This is a genomic window from Clostridium sp. YIM B02569 (genome assembly GCF_022320765.1).
Taxonomy (GTDB): domain Bacteria; phylum Bacillota; class Clostridia; order Clostridiales; family Clostridiaceae; genus Clostridium; species Clostridium beijerinckii.
This window is the reverse complement of sequence record NZ_JAKJJX010000003.1, coordinates 36,205-53,290: the sequence shown is the minus strand read 5'-3', so window position 1 is coordinate 53,290 and position 17,086 is coordinate 36,205. Positions and strand designations below refer to the sequence as shown.

At 28.5% G+C, this 17,086-nt stretch carries 15 protein-coding genes and 1 riboswitch; of the genes, 14 read left to right on the top strand and 1 reads right to left on the bottom strand.

Going from position 1 to position 17,086, the window contains the following annotated elements; genetic code table 11:
• Positions 1-107 precede the first annotated feature (107 nt).
• Positions 108-629 carry a hypoxanthine phosphoribosyltransferase gene (hpt, locus tag L3B96_RS03175; RefSeq protein WP_023973253.1) on the bottom strand — a complete coding sequence of 174 codons (522 nt, stop codon included), beginning with the start codon at positions 627-629 and terminating at the stop codon, positions 108-110.
• Positions 630-1,283: 654 nt separating this feature from the next.
• Between hpt and hflX the strand changes: the two genes are divergently transcribed.
• The 14 genes from hflX to L3B96_RS03105 all read left to right on the top strand — a co-directional run bounded on the left by hflX (position 1,284) and on the right by L3B96_RS03105 (position 17,086).
• Positions 1,284-3,074: a GTPase HflX gene (gene hflX / locus L3B96_RS03170; RefSeq protein WP_039769539.1), complete on the top strand. Its 1,791-nt coding sequence runs from the start codon at positions 1,284-1,286 to the stop codon at positions 3,072-3,074.
• Between the two features lie 81 nt (positions 3,075-3,155).
• Complete coding sequence (locus L3B96_RS03165; RefSeq protein ID WP_041899390.1) at positions 3,156-3,698, top strand: hypothetical protein; 543 nt, start codon at positions 3,156-3,158, stop codon at positions 3,696-3,698.
• 560 nt (positions 3,699-4,258) lie between these two features.
• Positions 4,259-5,179 (top strand): nucleotidyltransferase domain-containing protein, encoded by a 921-nt coding sequence (locus L3B96_RS03160; RefSeq protein ID WP_023973250.1) that lies wholly within the window; start codon positions 4,259-4,261, stop codon positions 5,177-5,179.
• Between the two features lie 27 nt (positions 5,180-5,206).
• Positions 5,207-6,649 carry a PLP-dependent aminotransferase family protein gene (locus L3B96_RS03155; RefSeq protein WP_238858819.1) on the top strand — a complete coding sequence of 481 codons (1,443 nt, stop codon included), beginning with the start codon at positions 5,207-5,209 and terminating at the stop codon, positions 6,647-6,649.
• A gap of 389 nt (positions 6,650-7,038) precedes the next feature.
• Positions 7,039-7,686 carry a YigZ family protein gene (locus L3B96_RS03150; RefSeq protein WP_012060380.1) on the top strand — a complete coding sequence of 216 codons (648 nt, stop codon included), beginning with the start codon at positions 7,039-7,041 and terminating at the stop codon, positions 7,684-7,686.
• Positions 7,687-8,064: 378 nt separating this feature from the next.
• Positions 8,065-8,802, top strand: coding sequence for a YebC/PmpR family DNA-binding transcriptional regulator (locus L3B96_RS03145; protein WP_012060379.1), 738 nt, complete (start codon positions 8,065-8,067; stop codon positions 8,800-8,802).
• A gap of 291 nt (positions 8,803-9,093) precedes the next feature.
• Positions 9,094-9,315 (top strand): helix-turn-helix transcriptional regulator, encoded by a 222-nt coding sequence (locus L3B96_RS03140; RefSeq protein ID WP_238858818.1) that lies wholly within the window; start codon positions 9,094-9,096, stop codon positions 9,313-9,315.
• A complete protein-coding gene (locus tag L3B96_RS03135; protein WP_238858817.1) occupies positions 9,296-9,733 on the top strand; it encodes a hypothetical protein in 438 nt (145 codons plus the stop codon). The genes L3B96_RS03140 and L3B96_RS03135 overlap by 20 nt, the downstream gene beginning before the upstream one ends.
• A 702-nt stretch (positions 9,734-10,435) precedes the next feature.
• Positions 10,436-10,519, top strand: a riboswitch (cyclic di-GMP riboswitch).
• 240 nt (positions 10,520-10,759) lie between these two features.
• Positions 10,760-11,512, top strand: a complete 753-nt coding sequence (locus L3B96_RS03130) for an A24 family peptidase (protein WP_238858816.1) — start codon at positions 10,760-10,762, stop codon at positions 11,510-11,512.
• 114 nt (positions 11,513-11,626) lie between these two features.
• Positions 11,627-13,318 (top strand): ATPase, T2SS/T4P/T4SS family, encoded by a 1,692-nt coding sequence (locus L3B96_RS03125; protein WP_238858815.1) that lies wholly within the window; start codon positions 11,627-11,629, stop codon positions 13,316-13,318.
• A gap of 21 nt (positions 13,319-13,339) precedes the next feature.
• Positions 13,340-14,542, top strand: coding sequence for a type II secretion system F family protein (locus L3B96_RS03120; protein ID WP_238858814.1), 1,203 nt, complete (start codon positions 13,340-13,342; stop codon positions 14,540-14,542).
• Between the two features lie 76 nt (positions 14,543-14,618).
• Complete coding sequence (locus L3B96_RS27145) at positions 14,619-15,032, top strand: prepilin-type N-terminal cleavage/methylation domain-containing protein (RefSeq protein WP_077309092.1); 414 nt, start codon at positions 14,619-14,621, stop codon at positions 15,030-15,032.
• A gap of 278 nt (positions 15,033-15,310) precedes the next feature.
• Complete coding sequence (gene pilM, locus L3B96_RS03110) at positions 15,311-16,516, top strand: type IV pilus assembly protein PilM (RefSeq protein WP_238858940.1); 1,206 nt, start codon at positions 15,311-15,313, stop codon at positions 16,514-16,516.
• Between the two features lie 12 nt (positions 16,517-16,528).
• Positions 16,529-17,086 carry a PilN domain-containing protein gene (locus L3B96_RS03105; RefSeq protein ID WP_238858813.1) on the top strand — a complete coding sequence of 186 codons (558 nt, stop codon included), beginning with the start codon at positions 16,529-16,531 and terminating at the stop codon, positions 17,084-17,086.

The window sequence follows — 17,086 nt, the reverse complement described above, 5'->3', positions numbered from 1 at the left end:
ATGCATAAAGTCAGGTCTTAATTTGGATATCCACAGAAAAAAGGTTATAAGAATTCGCCTTATAACCTTTTTTCTATATTTGATTGAACAGCTTTATATATTTATTTTTATTCCCAATTAAATACGTAAGGAACATTTCTATAATAATCACCATAGTTTAATCCGTATCCAACTACAAATACATCGTCAATTTCAAAACAGCAGTAATCAGGTTGTATATGTACTTTTCTACGAGAAGGTTTATCAAGAAGAACACAAGTCTTTACAGAAGCTGGGTTCAAACCTTTTATGTAATTATAAACGAAATCCATTGTAATTCCAGTATCAACTATATCATCAACTATAAGAACGTCCCATCCTTCAATATTATCAGAGATATCATTAACTACTTTAACAGACCCAGAAGATGTTTCGCTATGTCCGTAGCTTGATGTAGTCATAAATCCTATTTTAGCATCTAAATCTATAGCTCTAGCTAAATCAGCAGCATAGATAAAACTTCCACGAAGTAAAGATAAAATGTAAAGTTTTTTACCTTTATAATCTTCAGCAATAGTTTTCCCTAATTCCTTTATTCTTGTATTAATTTGTTCTTCAGAAAAAAGAATGTTACGTTTCTTATCTTCCATGTTTAAAAAACTCCTTTTATATTTATTTTTCAAATGTACACATTTCCTTAAAAATACACAGCTTATTATTAGCATATAAGTTCTAAAATAATATAATTCATTCTATTTGGTTTATAATAACTGATAGTTTAAATTTATTTTTGATGAATTTAATTTTTTAGAATACATAATATATATGTTGCAATTCACAATGCACATTTCACAATTACGGCTAAAATTCTTGCAATATTTTTAGAATTATGATGAAGAATTATTTTTGCAATATATATATGATTACAGATAAAATATTCATAGGTATTTATAAATTGTTGCATATTTTTCAAGTTATGTGATAATTTACTCTAAATTTATAAAATGTATATTGTCAAGTGTAGATTATTAAAGTTATAATTAATGAATTAATAGTATAAAATTATATGAAAGTTGTCAAGATAGGGATATGAGGAAAATAGCGAGTTAAAGATGTAATGAAAAGTTCTTATGTGCAACATACAGGCTCTTTTCTAATATGTATATTTTGCGTCAGGAAAGTAGGAAGGTTTAACGCATAGAGAACTATCAAGGTAAATCTAACGATGCAGTATGACACGAGATAGATAAACATACTGGTTTGTTATTTTCTTAAATATCCCTTGGCTAATGTGAGGTGTTTATATGATATATGGAAATATTGAAGGAATTAGAAAATCTTTAATAGAAGAGTTAGAGAATATTTATTCTATAAGAAATTTAAAAGATGAAATATGTAATGAAGAAATTTTAAATATTATTTCTAGAGTTTCTAGTTTTATTGAAAGAGAAATCAGTGTAGCTATAAATAGAAAAGGTAATGTCACATCTGTTGCAATTGGAGATTCTACATCTGTTGAGGTTCCAATAATAGATATAGATGAAAAGAGATTATCAGGTGTTAGAGTTATACATACTCATCCAAATGGTTACTGTAATCTTTCAGCGCTAGATTTAACAGCTCTATTAAAATTAAAGCTAGATGCAATTATATCAGTGGCTATAACAGATGGTAATATAATAGATTTTTCTTTGGGAATGCTTAGTTTATATAACAATAAATTAGAAACAGAAGAAAAAAGTAATCTTTCTTTAAATGAAATTATGTCTATAAATATTTTAGATAGGATAAGATTTATAGAAAATTTAATTAAGAATAATGATGTCATAGAGGAAACAGAAGAAAAAGCAATATTAGTTGGTTCTGATACAAAAGAAAGTCTAGAGGAATTAGCAGAGCTTACAGAAGCCTGCAACATACCTGTTTTAAAAACCGTATTCCAAAGCAGAAGTAAAATTGATGCAGCATACTTTATTGGAAGAGGTAAGGTATTAGAAATCGCCTCTATGAGACAGGTAGAAAGAGCTAATGTAATAATATTTGATGATGAGCTTTCAGGATCTCAAGTTAGAAATTTAGAAGCTGCATTAGGAGCTAAAGTAATAGATAGAACAACATTAATATTAGAAATATTTGCAACAAGGGCTAAAACTAAAGAATCAAAAATTCAAGTAGAGCTAGCTCAGTTGAAATATAGATTAGGTAGATTACAGGGACTCGGAACTATATTATCTAGAACAGGTGGTGGTATAGGAACTAGAGGACCTGGAGAAAAGAAGCTTGAAACAGATAGAAGACATATAATGGAAACAATATATGATTTAAAAGATGAGCTTAAGAAAATAAAAAGAACTAGAGAAGTACAAAGAGAAAAGAGAAGAAAAGAAAATATTCCTAAAGTATCTTTAGTTGGATATACTAATGCAGGAAAATCAACTTTAAGAAATACACTTTGTGATTTGGCAGCAAAAAATGAAAATAAAACTAAGGAAAAAGTATTTGAAGCAAATATGCTTTTTGCAACATTAGATACTACAACAAGAGCTGTAACTCTAAGTAAAAAAGGAGTAATAACTCTTACAGACACAGTTGGTTTTGTAAGAAAATTACCACATGATTTGGTTGAAGCATTTAAGTCAACTTTAGAAGAAGTTATATTTTCAGATCTTCTATGCCATGTAATAGATGTATCTTCAGATAGTGCAATAGATCAATATAATGCTGTAAATGAAGTTTTAAGTGAGCTTGGGGCTATAGATAAAGAAACAATATTAGTTTTAAATAAAATAGATAAAGCTACTGAAGAACAAAAAGCGCGAATTAAAGAATTTGCAGTAGGAAATTTTGATGTAATAGAAATTTCGGCTAAAGAAAAAATAAATTTAGATAAATTGCTAAGTTTAATTGAGGAAAAATTGCCATATAATTATAGAAAAGTAGAGTATTTAATACCTTATGAGAAAGGCGATATTCAATCTTTCTTACATAGAAATGCTAGAATACTTGAAGAAGAATATAAAGATAATGGAACATATATGGTAGCAGAAGTAGATGATGAAGTTTTTAATAAAACTCAGGAATACGCTAAGATATAAGGTTAACTGATTAAATATAATAATAAATATAGTTCTTCCGTAATATACTTAAATAAGAATTGTTATAGGAGACTATAGTTTATGGAAACAAGTGGACCATTAAATCAATTAGATCCTAGAAGCGCAAGATCCCTAAGAACTGCTCAGAGGGTATTGAATCAGGGAAGTACAGGTGCTAATGCGACTGATGCCGCTGGTAATGAAAATGTATCATCGGATTTAAATAATGAACTAAGAGATATGCAGAATCAAGTATTAACACAATTATCAAACATGAGTACAGCAATAGCACAAATAAGTGCAGCTCAAACTAATGTTGCTTCAATTAGAGTCGAGCAGATAAGTTTAACTTATTTTACTAGAGAGGTACGTCCTTTACTTGATGCATTATACTTTATCTCCATATCATCTTTAAATATAGCAGGAGTTGCACAGGTAATACAAAGTAATACTTTTGGTGAGAGAAAAGAACTAAGGGAATCATTGGAGCTTGTTTATGAAATGAATCACGAACTTAATCAGATATTAGAGTCATTAAGCAGGCGTTTGAAGATTTACATACATCAGATAAAGAAAATGGATAAAGATTGTCCACCATTTGTAAATAGAACAGAAGATTCTTAGATATTATATTTAAGAATCTTTTTTTATTCTTTAGGAATTTATATTCCAATAAAATCTGTGGATAATTTAAAAAAGGTTGATTGACTAGTTTTTGTATTTTAAAAAGAATAAAAAAGAAATCTTATTCGCCTGCATAAAATGTTCTTATATGCAGCAGAGCTGCTATTTCTGATGTGCAGATTTTTCTCACATGCGTTCGAAAAGGCAGATGCGTGAAAAAATCTACACATATGAAAAGAGTGCGAAGCACAATACGGAACTTAACCACAGTCGCCTGCGATTTTGTTCTTTGAATATTATGGATTTGAGTAGTACTGTAAAGTAGTACCTTTAAATAAATATTTCTTTAAGTTATAATGTTAGTAAGTTTGTTATAAAGTAAAACTTTGATTGAGATGTGATTAGGCTTTATCTAAATTTTAATTGGACTTATGCCTTAAAGGGCAGGAGATTCAGAAGCATGCAACCGTTATTTTTTAGTTAAAATGAATAAATGCCTTGGGTGATATCCATCTGATAAACAAAGTAAACAATGTCTTGGTAAAAGAAGGTGAAATTAAGTGTCAAAATCCATATTAGAATATCAGAAATCCTCTGAAAAGTTAATAAATGTATTGAAGACCAATAAAAAAGTGTTAGCTATATTTGCATTTGGAAGCATAATTAGCGGTGATCTTTGGGAGGAATCTGACATAGATTTATTCATTGTATATAAGGATATATTTGATAATGTTAGAGATATATATTCTGAAATACTAGGGGTACCGGTACATATAAAGGTCCTAAATAAAGAAAGCTTTTTAGAACTATACGAAAGTAATGGAAATAAAGGAGTTATAAGGAACTTGCTAATATCTTCTAAAATAATATTTTCAAGAGATGATGAAATTGAGAGCATTTTTAATAAAGCCAAATATAGTTTAGATAAATATAGAGAAACTTGGAACTTGGTATATTTAGGCAATGTCATAAAAGATATTAGAGTAACTAAAAAGTATTTGCAAAACAATAGTGTCTTTACATCTTATGAAGTTTTAATTAGAGCTCTAGATAGTTTCGCTAAGTTATATTTAAATTTAAATGGATACACTGTAAGTAAGGACGCAGTAAAAATGGCTATAAACTTAAATAATAAATTTAATGTTATAGTTGATAATTTGTTTAATGATAAATGCGCAAAGGAAAATATACAAAACGCTGTAGATTATATTGAGAATTTTCTAGATGAAAATATAAATGAGGCAGCTAAGTCTTTATTAGATTATTTATATGAAAAAAATGCATTTTTAAGCTCCTTTGAGATAAAAAATAGTGATGAGTTCAAAGAATTTAATATAAAAATAGAAGATATACTAAAGGAATTATACAAGAGAAAATTAATAATGAAAGATACTAAAAATTTGGATTTGCCTTCTAATGAAAAATTAGTCAGAGAGAATGTGTATTCATACAAGAGTTATGAGGCACAATCAAAAAAATAGTCTTACAATCAATTAAAGGAGAGTTTTATGGATATTTATAAAGATTTTGCGTTTAAAGATAATGATATCCCTAAGTATATTCAAGTAGCCAATTATATAAAAAGTTTAATTGATAAAAGAAATATAAAAGAAGGAGACAAACTTCCAACAATACGAGAGCTGTCAAAAAAATTAGGCGTAAACAATGTCACTATAGTTAGTGCATACAATAAGCTTAAATCAGAAGGTTATGCCTATCAAAAGGTAGGAAGCGGTAGTTATGCAAAAAGAAAAGAAGTTGCTTCAAATTTTAGAAAAGAATATTCAAATACATTAAAAAAGATATCCATGGGAGATTTAACTAATGTAATAGATTTTACAGGTGAAACTACAGGGGAAGTGTTATTCCCTATTGATGATTTAAAAGGAATTATAAATGAAGTTTTAGAAAGAGATGGAGCAAATGCATTACTTTCAGACAACAGAAATGGATATACTAATCTTATTTATACTATAAATAAAGTATTTTGGAATAATAAATTAAACGATGAAGACATAATAATTATATCAGGTGCTCAACAAGGAATTGATATTGCATCTAAAGGAATATTAAATATAAATGATAATATAATAGTTGAAAAGCCAACATACGTAGGAGCATTATCAGTATTTAAATGGAGAAAAGTTAATTTGTTTGAAGTGCCAATTGATGAAGATGGAATAAACTTAAATAAATTTGAAAAGATATTACAGAAAAACGAAATAAAGTGTTTTTATACAATGAGCTATTTTCAAAATCCAACAGGAGTAAGTTATAGTATAGAAAAGAAGAAGAGAATTTTAGAACTTGCAGAAATTTATGATTTTTACATAATTGAAGATGATTATTTATCGGAACTTATATATGAAAATTCATTAGAATATGTGCCGTTTAAATGGCTTGATAAAAATGATAGGATAATTTATATAAAAAGTTTTTCGAAAATATTTCTTCCAGGAATAAGATTAGGATACTTAGTTGCACCAGAAGTATTCAGTGAAACTCTTCAAAATTCAAAGCACAATACAGATATAACTACTTCAAGTTTAATGCAGAGAGCCTTGGAATTATATATTTCGAGTAATAAGTGGAAAAAGAATATTAAAAATCTAAATGATGAATATATAAAAAGGTATACGCATTTAAAAACAATTCTAGATAGTGAATTTAAAGATATGTTAACCTACAATGATCCAAAAGGTGGATTAAATTTTTATATAACTTTAAAAGATGAATTTAAGATTAATACTAAAGAACTTTTTATAAAACTTAAAAAGAAAAATGTATATATTACTCCAGGGGCCATGTTCTTTACATCACAAAATGATGGACAAGATTCTTTTAGGATAGCTTTTTATCAAACCGATAAAGAAAAGATTGAGAAAGGTATGAAAATACTTAAGGAAGAATTAATTTTGGCTAAGGAACTTAGAGGTGACAAGTTAAATTAACTAGTGAGAGATTTTATCGGATATCTAGTAGCTGTAATATTCCCATATTCTATTAAAGTGGGAGATAACAGTGGCACGACCCTAGATAAGTTCAACTAACCTTCAGTGGGAGATTTACCATCAAGGGGCACCTAAAAACTCCCTCTGAGGCTAAGTTTCACTTCATGTTAATATTCTTAAGAATTTTAGAATATATATTTTAAACAATATTAGAATATATATTCTGTACAATATATATTCTGTACAATATATATTCTTCAGAATATGCAGTGAAAATGCAGCATAGGAAGTATTATAATATTCTAATTATTTAAGTATGTATAAAGTTGTTTTAAATCAATATGCGTACTATATATTCTGATTTTAGATTGAAAAGGAGCTAGATTGATATGTCGTACATTACAGTAAAAGACTTTGGTGAAGATAGATTTGAAGAAAAGAAGTCAGAGTTTATTGGTTATGCAAGAAGAGTGGAAAATGAAGAGGAAGCTAAAGCTTTTATAAATGAGATAAAGAATATGCACAAACAGGCAAGGCATAATTGCTCAGCATATATAATCGGAAAAGACATGAATATTCAAAGGTACTCAGATGATGGCGAACCACAGGGAACAGCAGGAATACCAATTCTTGAAGTGATGAAAAAAAGTAGAGTGACAGATTGTGCAGTAGTTGTTACGAGATATTTTGGCGGAATACTTTTAGGGGCAGGTGGTCTAACTAGAGCCTATACAAAAGGTGCTAGTATTGCAATAAAATCAGCTGGAGTTGTGGAAAAAGTTGAAGGCTTGAAATTAAGTTTTGAAATGGAATATGATCTTTTTGGAAAAGTTCAATATACATGCGGTCAAAATTCTTGGCATATAGAAGATACTGAATACAGCGATAAAGTAGTTGTTAATATATTAGCTGAAAAGCTAATGGCTGAAGATATAGAAAACGAGATTGTGGAAGTTACTAATGGAAAAGTAATAGTTAGAAAAAGTGAAGAAGACATATATTTTAAAGAAGGAAATAGATTATATTTGAAAATATAAAATGATAAGTTTGTATTTGAATTCTAATGGACTAGGGCCAAAATTGTGTTAAAAAGCTAGAGACTTGGCTGTAATATAATTTTATATTTTAATAAAGCTTATAGAGAATTATTTGGTGATAGGATAATTGTGAACTTATGTAAAATGTGGTATAATAGCTGTTGGATTTTGTATTTTAAAGAAAAAATAATTAATTAAATGAATAACTTGTAATAAGAATCGGTACAAATAGATATTATATATATTGTTAACATGAATCTATATTTAAAACTTTAGTAAGTTAAGTGCTAAAATAAGATCAAGATGTAGGGACTTAATTGCAATATATATTTATAAAAATAGAGATAATTATTACGAATAAAGTAAGGAGGAAAACATATGTCAGGACACTCAAAGTGGCATAACATTCAAGCGAAAAAGGGCAAGACAGATGCAAAAAGAGGTAAGATTTTTACTAAGATAGGTAAAGAAATTGTGATGGCTGTTAAAAATGGTGGAGCTAACCAGGATATAAATGCAAAATTAAGAGATGTAGTTGCAAAAGCCAAGGCAGCAAACATGCCTAATGATACTATTTCAAAAGCAATTAAAAAGGCATCTGGGGAATTATCATCAGTTAATTATGAAAATATAGTTTATGAAGGTTATGGACCTAGTGGAGTAGCTGTAATAGTTGAAACTCTTACTGATAATAAAAATAGATCTGCTGGAAATGTAAGAAGTGCATTTACAAAAGGCGGCGGAAACATGGGTACATCAGGTTGTGTATCATTTATGTTCCAAGAAAAAGGTGAAATTGTCATTGAAAAAGAAGATAAAGATGAAGATGAATTAATGATGATTGCTTTAGATGCTGGTGCTGAAGATTTCGCATCAGAAGAAGAAGTATTTGTAGTAACAACTGCACCTGAAGAGTTCGGAACAGTTAGAGAAGCATTAGAAGCGCAAGGCATTGAATTCTTAGAAGCTTCAGTTAAGATGATTCCAGATACATACACAGCAATAGATGAAGCAGATGCTAAGAAGTTCCAAAAGATGTTAGACTTACTTGATGATGATGATGATGTTCAAGAAGTTTACCACAACGCTGAATTCCCTGAAGGATGGGATGAATAGGCTTCCAAACGCCCATGACTTCTACTTCTTTGGAAAAGTTATAATATAGGAAACTATATTTGACTAAGGTATACATTGATTTTTAGTCTTTGACTATGATATATGTTCAAAAAGACAACTACTATTGAGTGAAATTAATAGTAGGGGTCTTTTTTTGTTGTTAAAAGAATTATTAAAGAAAATCAAAAAGATATATATCTATGTTGGAGAATATTGACAATATACTTATATTGGTATAATATGAAATAAACTTCATGTGAAGGAAACTTCATATAAATTGGAGGTATATAAGTGAAAAATAGAATAAAAGAATTCAGAATTTCATCAAATATGACACAACAGCAGCTTTCTGATTTGGTTTCAGTTTCTTCAAGAACGATTATTTCCCTTGAAAAAGGGCAATATAACCCATCGCTTATGCTGGCGTATAAGATAGCTTGTGTTTTTGATACTAGTATAGAACAATTATATTGTTTAAAGGAGAACTTAGAAAATGAAGAGAAAGATATATAATAAAAAGAAATTTTGGAGTGGTATAGTATTTTTAGTGATAGCGTCAATTAGCATTCCTGGTACTATTATGAGATTCGGTGATATAGATATTTTAAGAAGTATCAAATATATTATAATGGATATTTTTTGTGTGCTATTTGGAGTAATAGAATTATATAGAAGTTTAAGTAGTAAGTGTACAAAAGAAGATATAAAAAATGATGATGAACGAGAAAATTATATTAATATGAAATCGCAAAGCAGTGCGTTTAAGATTTTATTTATTATTTGTATTGCTATTACAATGTTATCTGTGATTGGACTGGCAGTAACAAAGAATATTATGTTGGTTGGCTTTTTTATTGGTATAGGAATTGTTCCGACAATTATGGTGATTATAGAAATAGCTAGTTATATATATCATAACAAGCGAAATTAATTGTATAACAACGTATTCACGTATTGAGATATTTTTAAGGTCAGTGAAGGTGTAGCATGAAATGTTTTAAAATCAAGTTTGAGACAACAGAAAAGAATGCCCCATCAGACCAAGAATAAGCGTTTTTTTCTAACCAAATAAAAATCTAATATCCCTAGAACGTTTTCGCGAATTAAAACATTAAAATTAATAAATTATAATCTATAGGCGAGATGAAGAAAAAAGATTATTAATAAGCGACATTGAGGAACTTATTAAAGAACTACGACATAACGATAAATATATAATAGAAAATTAAAAAGATATGCATCTATATTAGAAAGTATTGAAACTATAATAGACGAAGTTTAGAAGGAATATTCAAATCATATTTGTTGTTTATTAATATAAATCAATATTTATTAAAGATACAAGTAGAAACTATATATGTTGAATGTTGTTAACAATATTATTCAATAGTTGTAAATTTTTTGTAAACATGGTATTATGAAATGGAAATATAGATGGCAATTATTCTAAGTGCTTATATGAAAAGTGATAAAAAATATAGGACTATCCAGTAAATAATTCCTAATAATATTTTAGAAGAAAAAGTTTTAAACAAGATAGACCAAATAATGATCATTATGGTATAATTACTACGGCATATATTGGCTGTATTTAATATGTTATGCAAGAAATAAAAGAAATAACAAGTATATTTTGTCATAAGGAAACTTTGATCCATATATTTTAATTGGGCACTTTATATATGGTGAGTTAGTAGTGCAACCGACCTTTATATTTTATAAAGGCCGGTTTTTATATTTTTTAAAAGAATTTGTAATATACTTACAAATATAGTGGAGATATATTGAAGATGTACTTTTGCTAACTATTATTAAAATAAGAAAATTAATTTTTTATTATCTTAATATAATTTTAATTAAATATTTTTGAAAAAATGAGAATAAAATACAAATTTATATACAATAACGTTTACAAAAAAGTTAAATAATATTAAAATATACAATGAGAGGTGATTTTTTGGATTATACATTAATATGTATTTTGGGACTAGTTATAGGTAGTTTTTTAAATGTTTGTATTTATAGAATTCCTATAGAAAAATCAATTGCATTCCCACCATCACATTGTACAAGATGTAAACATAATCTAAATCCGCTAGACTTAGTGCCTGTATTTAGTTATATTTTTCTTAGAGGAAAATGTAGGTATTGTGGTGAGAAAATCTCTATAAGATACCCTTTTATAGAAATTTTAAATGGATTGATGTATTTAATTGTATATGTAAAGTTTGGATTAGATCTAATCACTATAAAATATTGTATTTTGGTATCTCTTTTAATCGTAATTAGTGCTATAGATTTTGATACGCAGTTTGTATTTACAAGTACTACGATTTTTGGAGGAATAGTCGGCGTTTTATTTATATTATTACAATATGTTTTATATAAGAATAATGTTCTAGATTTAATTCTGGGAGGAATACTAGGAGCAATAATTATAGGATTAATAGTGTTTTTAACAAGGGGAATGGGTGAAGGCGATATTGAAATTGCCGCTGTGTGTGGATTGTTCCTAGGAATTAAAGGAATTTTATTAGGCTTATTTCTAGCAATTGTGCTAGGTGGAATAATAGGAATAATTGTTTTGATACTAAAATTAAAGAAGGCAAAAGAAAAAATAGCATTCGGGCCTTTCATAGCAATAGGAAGTTTGATTTCAATGTTCTACGGAGCAGAGATATTAAAAATGTATTGGGATTTGTTATTGTAAAGATACACTTTTTTACAATAACTTTACTTGTGAAAATTATATAGCAAACTTATACTAATTATAAGGTGCTATGCCGCATTTTATACATAATTCATAGGAAAGGTGAGACTCAGAATGGCAACTGAAAAAAGAAGACTAGGTAATATTCTTGTAAATGCGGGAAAAATTACAGGATATCAATTGCAAGAAGCATTAAAGTCTCAAAGGACACTAGGGAAGAAGCTAGGAGAAATACTACTTGATAGTAAGATTATAACTGAAGAAGATATAATAGAAGCAATAGAACAACAAACAGGAATTAAAAAAGTAGATTTAAATACAATAAATTTTGATAGAAAAGCAATAACTTTAATTCCTCAAAATCTATGTGATAAATACTTATTAATCCCATTTGGATTTGATAATAATAAGATTAAAGTGGCCCTTGCAGACCCACTGAATATCTTTGCTATTGATGATGTCGCAATATCTACAGGGTTTGAGATAGAGTCGTTTATATCTAAAAAGGATGATATAAAAAAATTTATAGGAATATATTATAGTAGTCAGCAGGTAAGTAACGCAGCACTTCAACTTGCCAAAGAAAGTGAAAAACTAATTAAAGTTTCAAAGTCTATGACGGCTGAAGATATAAATGAGGTTAATAGCGCACCTGCTGTTAAAATGGTTGATTATATGTTTAGGAATTCTGTAGAGCTAAAGGCGTCCGATATTCATATAGAACCTTTTGAACATGAAATCAGAATTAGATATAGAATAGATGGAAAGTTAAAAACAATTAATACACTTGGAATAGAGAGCTTAGGACCTTTAGTAACAAGAATAAAAATTATGGCTGGTTTAAACATAGCAGAAAAACGGATACCCCAAGATGGAAGAATAATGACAAATGTGGACGGGAAAGATATAGATTTAAGAGTATCTGTACTTCCAGTAGTTAACGGCGAAAAAATAGTTATAAGAATTCTTAATACTGGAGGTTCAGTATTAAGTAAGAATAAACTTGGAATGAGTGAGGAGAATATTAAAAGATTAGATAGAATAATAGCTAATCCTCATGGAATAGTTTTAGTTACCGGACCTACAGGAAGTGGTAAATCTACTACTTTGTATTCAGTACTTAAAGAATTGAACTCTAGTGATGTAAATATTATTACAGTAGAAGATCCGGTTGAATTTACTATGAATGGAGTTAATCAAGTAAATGTAAATGAAAAAGCTGGTTTGACTTTTGCAAGTGGTCTTAGAAGTATTTTAAGACAAGATCCAGATATAGTAATGGTAGGGGAAATAAGAGATGAGGAAACAGCAGAAATTGCTACTAGAGCCGCTATTACAGGACACTTGGTTTTAAGTACACTTCATACCAATGATGCTCCGTCATCTATAGTAAGACTTATAGATATGGGGATTAAGCCTTATTTGGTTTCAACGTCTGTTATGGGGGTAGTAGCTCAAAGACTAGTTAGAAGAATATGTGATAAATGCAAAGTTCCATATGAAGCAAATCCATATGAAAAGGAACTTTTAGGGCAAGATATAGACAAGCCACTTATTCTTTATAAAGGAACTGGTTGTGGATATTGTAATGAAACAGGATATACAGGAAGAATTGGTATTTATGAAATTATGGAAATGACTAGACAGCATAGGGAAGCTATAAATTTAGGTGGAAATTCTGATGTGATTAGAGATATTTCGATAGCTAATGGAATGAAGACCTTGGAAAGTGAATGTAAAGAATTTGTTTTAAGAGGAATAACGACTATTGAAGAACTTTCAACAATTGCAATGGTTAAGAAATAGACTGCTAGGAGGTGATTTTATATGGGAAAATTTAAATATAGAGTTATGAACTCAGATGGAGAGAAAATTGAGGGACATTATGAAGCAAATTCAAAAGAAGAAGTTATGGATTTTGTTTCAGGTAACGGATATTATCCTCTAATGATAGAGGAAGTATCTGAAAGTGCCAATATTGAACTTAAATTTAACAGTAAAGTTAAGCTTAAAGATATTTCAATATTTTGCAGACAGTTTTATACAATGTTAAATGCAGGAGTTCCAATTTTAACATGTTTAGAAATCTTGTCAAATCAAATTGAAAATAAAAAGCTAAGAGAAGCAACAAAAGATATAAATGAAGAAGTTGAAAAAGGTGGAGTTTTATCGGATGCAATGAAAAAATATAAGGATGTATTTCCAGAGCTTTTAGTATCCTTAGTAGCTTCAGGAGAAGCAAGTGGTAACTTAGATGCAATAATGCTTAGAATGGCAACACATTATGAAAAGGAAAATAAGATTAATAATAAGGTTAAAAGTGCTATGATTTATCCAATAGTACTTGGAATAGTATCTATTTCAGCAATTGTATTTATATTAACATCTGTAATGCCTACTTTCACAGAAATATTCAAGGAAAGTGGAACAGCGCTACCTTGGTCTACTAGACTTTTGTTAGGGCTTAGTGACACTATTAAAAATAGTTGGATTTTTGTGATTATTCTAATATGTGTATGTGGATTTGGATTAAATATTTTCTTGAGGACAGAAGATGGAAAAATGGCTTTAAGTAAACTTAAATTAAAATTGCCAGTACTTAAGAAGCTAAATCAAATGATTATAGTATCAAGATTTACGAGAACATTATCTACACTTATAGCAAGTGGACTACCATTGGTAGAAGCTTTGAAAATTGTTTCAGAAGTTACAGGAAATAAAGTTTCAGAGAAGGTATTGTTAAAAATAAGGGATAATGTAATGAGGGGCGAAAGTTTATATGCTTCAATGAGAGAAAGTGAAATTTTTCCTGCAATGCTTTATTCAATGATTAAAATAGGTGAAGAGACTGGTTCTCTAGATGATATACTAAATAAAACAGCAGATTTTTATGATGAAGAACTTGAATCGATAATTCAGGCCTCAGTAGCACTTCTAGAACCGATTTTAATAGTAGTGATGGGACTTGTAATTGGATTCATGATAGTATCTATAATGCTGCCACTATTTAATTCTTATACTCAAATTTAATAAAAATAGTAATTAGTGCTCTAGGCAAAAGTCAAAGGGCATTAACATATAAAAATAAAAAATAGGAGGTTTTTTAATGATTAACTTATCAATCAGAAAAAAGAATGAATTGGCTAAGAAAAAGAAGAAAGGATTTACGTTAATTGAATTAATTATCGTTATCGCAATTATTGCAATATTAGCAGCAATAGCATTACCTAGATTTGGACAAATAAGAGAAAATGGTAATATAAAGGCTGATATAGCAACAGCTAAAAATATTCAAACTGCAGTACAAACAGCTGTAGCTAATGGAGACATTACGCTAAATAGCGACGGCAATGCATCTGTTACTGTAGGAGATGTACTAGATGGAAATGTGCCCAAAGTAAAGGCTAATGGACATACTAGTGGAACTTTTACAGCTTCTGTTAGCAATAATCAGGTAATAGTATCAGCTGATGGAATTCAAATTTTTCCAACAGCAAACGCACCTTACGATATATCATAGTATTTGTTAAGGGTTAATTTATAAGAAATGTAAAAAGGCTTAAGAAAATTACTTTGAATTTTAAATTTTATGGGTAGAAATCAATGAAATTGATCTACCCATAAGAATATATAGAATTATTAAATTAATATTAATGCATAATGTAAAGTTAATAAAAAATAGGAAGGTATACTAATGAAATTTTAACAATTAATATTGTAAGATGTTAATTTTACATTGTACATTAAAATAGAAGAACTACATGGTTAATTATAGAGGAGAAATAAGGTATGGGGATAATGAAGAAAAAAAATAGTAATTCTGAATTAGATAAAAATAATACGGGTATAGAGAATAAAGAAAAGAAAAAATCCATTGATTTTAAAGCTTTAGCCAATATGGATGTAGGAACTTTAAAGGTTAAATTCTCAAAAAACTTAAGAAGAATAAATAAATTAAGCACACCAAAGAAAAAAAGAAGAGTTGTTGCTTTTGACATTGGGAGCTCTATGATAAAAATAGTTGAGGGAATGTATTATAAAAAGGAATTAGTTATATACAAATATATATCTATTCCAACGCCAAAAGATGCAATTATAGATGGGGAAATAAGAAAGTCAGAAGAACTGTATGGGAAGTTGAGTCAAGCACTGAAGCAAGGCGGAATAAAGGCTAAAGATGCAATATGCACAACTAATTCTACGTTAATTATAAATAGAGAAATCTTAATTCCAAAAGTAGAAGCTGAAGAAATGGATACGGTTGTAAGATATGAAATTCAGCAATATTTACCTATAAATTTAGAGGATTATATATTGCAAGTAACTATCTTGGGTGAAGAAGATATAAATGAAAGCACAAGACTTAATGTTCGTGTTATTGCGTATCCGGAAAAAATAGCGAGAGGATATTATAATCTTTTGCAAAAACTAAATTTAAAGCCATATGTTTTAGATGTAAACTACAATGCAGTAAATAAATTTATTAATTATACAGGTATAAACAATGAATTTGAACATAAATCGAAAGAAGCAGTAGCATTTATTGACATTGGTGCAAGTTTTATTGATGTTAATATATATAAAGATGGCCAGTTAGATTTTACTAGAATAATAAAAGACGGTGGGAATAATATTGATGAAATATTATTAGAGAAGATTGGTGTAACTAGCGAAGTGACGAGTTTTAAGCAGAAAAATTTAAATTTAAGTGATGAATTAGAACCAATAAACATTCAAGTCAAATATGTAGTAGATGAGTGGATGGATAAAATAGAAAAAATAATCCAATTTTATAAAAATAGAAATATGGGAAATGAAGTAAATAAAATAATTATTTTTGGTGGTAGTTCTAAGATAATAGGAATGGAAGAATATATGACAGAAAAACTTGGAATTAAAACAAAAATAAGTGAAATAACTAAAATAGCCTTCAAATCAAAAGATGATGGGCATCCTATTGATGATTTCATAAATGTAATAGGTTCAGTTATAAGAGTTGAATAGGAGGCGGTAATTGTGAAAGATTTGAATTTTTTTAAACCATATTTAGGACAAAATAAAGAAAAAATTAATTATCAAATATATGTATATGGAATGATGATAATAGTTGGACTTGCTATAGTAATAAGTTTTGGTATTAATACAACGAAAATGATGTTCTTAGATAAAAGTATAAATGAATATAATGAAAAATTATCGGCTCCAGATATACAATCGCAATTAAAGGAAGCTGAAACTGTAAATAAACAAATAGATATATTAAAGAAATATGATAAAGCGTTAAATGATGTTGCGATCTCTGTTAAAGGTAGAAATAATGTTTCAGAAGAACTTCTAAAAGATATAAGTTCAACTTTACCAAATGAAGTTTTATTTAAGAGTTTAGATGTGGTAGAAAATAATATATCTATAAAAGGTACATCGACTAGCAGAGAAGCAGTTGCAGAATTAGAACGTAAACTAAGAGAATTACCAATAATGTCAGATGTTTATGTAAACTCAATAAACGTTCAAAGTTCAGTAGAGGGAGAGTTCTCCTTTGATATAAAATGCGTGTTAAAGGATGTTGGATAA

Bases quoted from the DNA above. Each gene is read 5' to 3' on its own strand.
- pilM (WP_238858940.1), top strand. From the start codon at position 15,311: ATGAAGAAAAAAAATAGTAATTCTGAATTAGATAAAAATAATACGGGT.
- L3B96_RS03135 (WP_238858817.1), top strand. From the start codon at position 9,296: ATGAAGAGAAAGATATATAATAAAAAGAAATTTTGGAGTGGTATAGTA.
- hflX (WP_039769539.1), top strand. From the start codon at position 1,284: ATGATATATGGAAATATTGAAGGAATTAGAAAATCTTTAATAGAAGAG.
- L3B96_RS03155 (WP_238858819.1), top strand. From the start codon at position 5,207: ATGGATATTTATAAAGATTTTGCGTTTAAAGATAATGATATCCCTAAG.
- L3B96_RS03165 (WP_041899390.1), top strand. From the start codon at position 3,156: ATGGAAACAAGTGGACCATTAAATCAATTAGATCCTAGAAGCGCAAGA.
- L3B96_RS27145 (WP_077309092.1), top strand. From the start codon at position 14,619: ATGATTAACTTATCAATCAGAAAAAAGAATGAATTGGCTAAGAAAAAG.
- L3B96_RS03150 (WP_012060380.1), top strand. From the start codon at position 7,039: ATGTCGTACATTACAGTAAAAGACTTTGGTGAAGATAGATTTGAAGAA.
- L3B96_RS03125 (WP_238858815.1), top strand. From the start codon at position 11,627: ATGGCAACTGAAAAAAGAAGACTAGGTAATATTCTTGTAAATGCGGGA.
- hpt (WP_023973253.1), bottom strand. From the start codon at position 629: ATGGAAGATAAGAAACGTAACATTCTTTTTTCTGAAGAACAAATTAAT.
- L3B96_RS03145 (WP_012060379.1), top strand. From the start codon at position 8,065: ATGTCAGGACACTCAAAGTGGCATAACATTCAAGCGAAAAAGGGCAAG.
- L3B96_RS03120 (WP_238858814.1), top strand. From the start codon at position 13,340: ATGGGAAAATTTAAATATAGAGTTATGAACTCAGATGGAGAGAAAATT.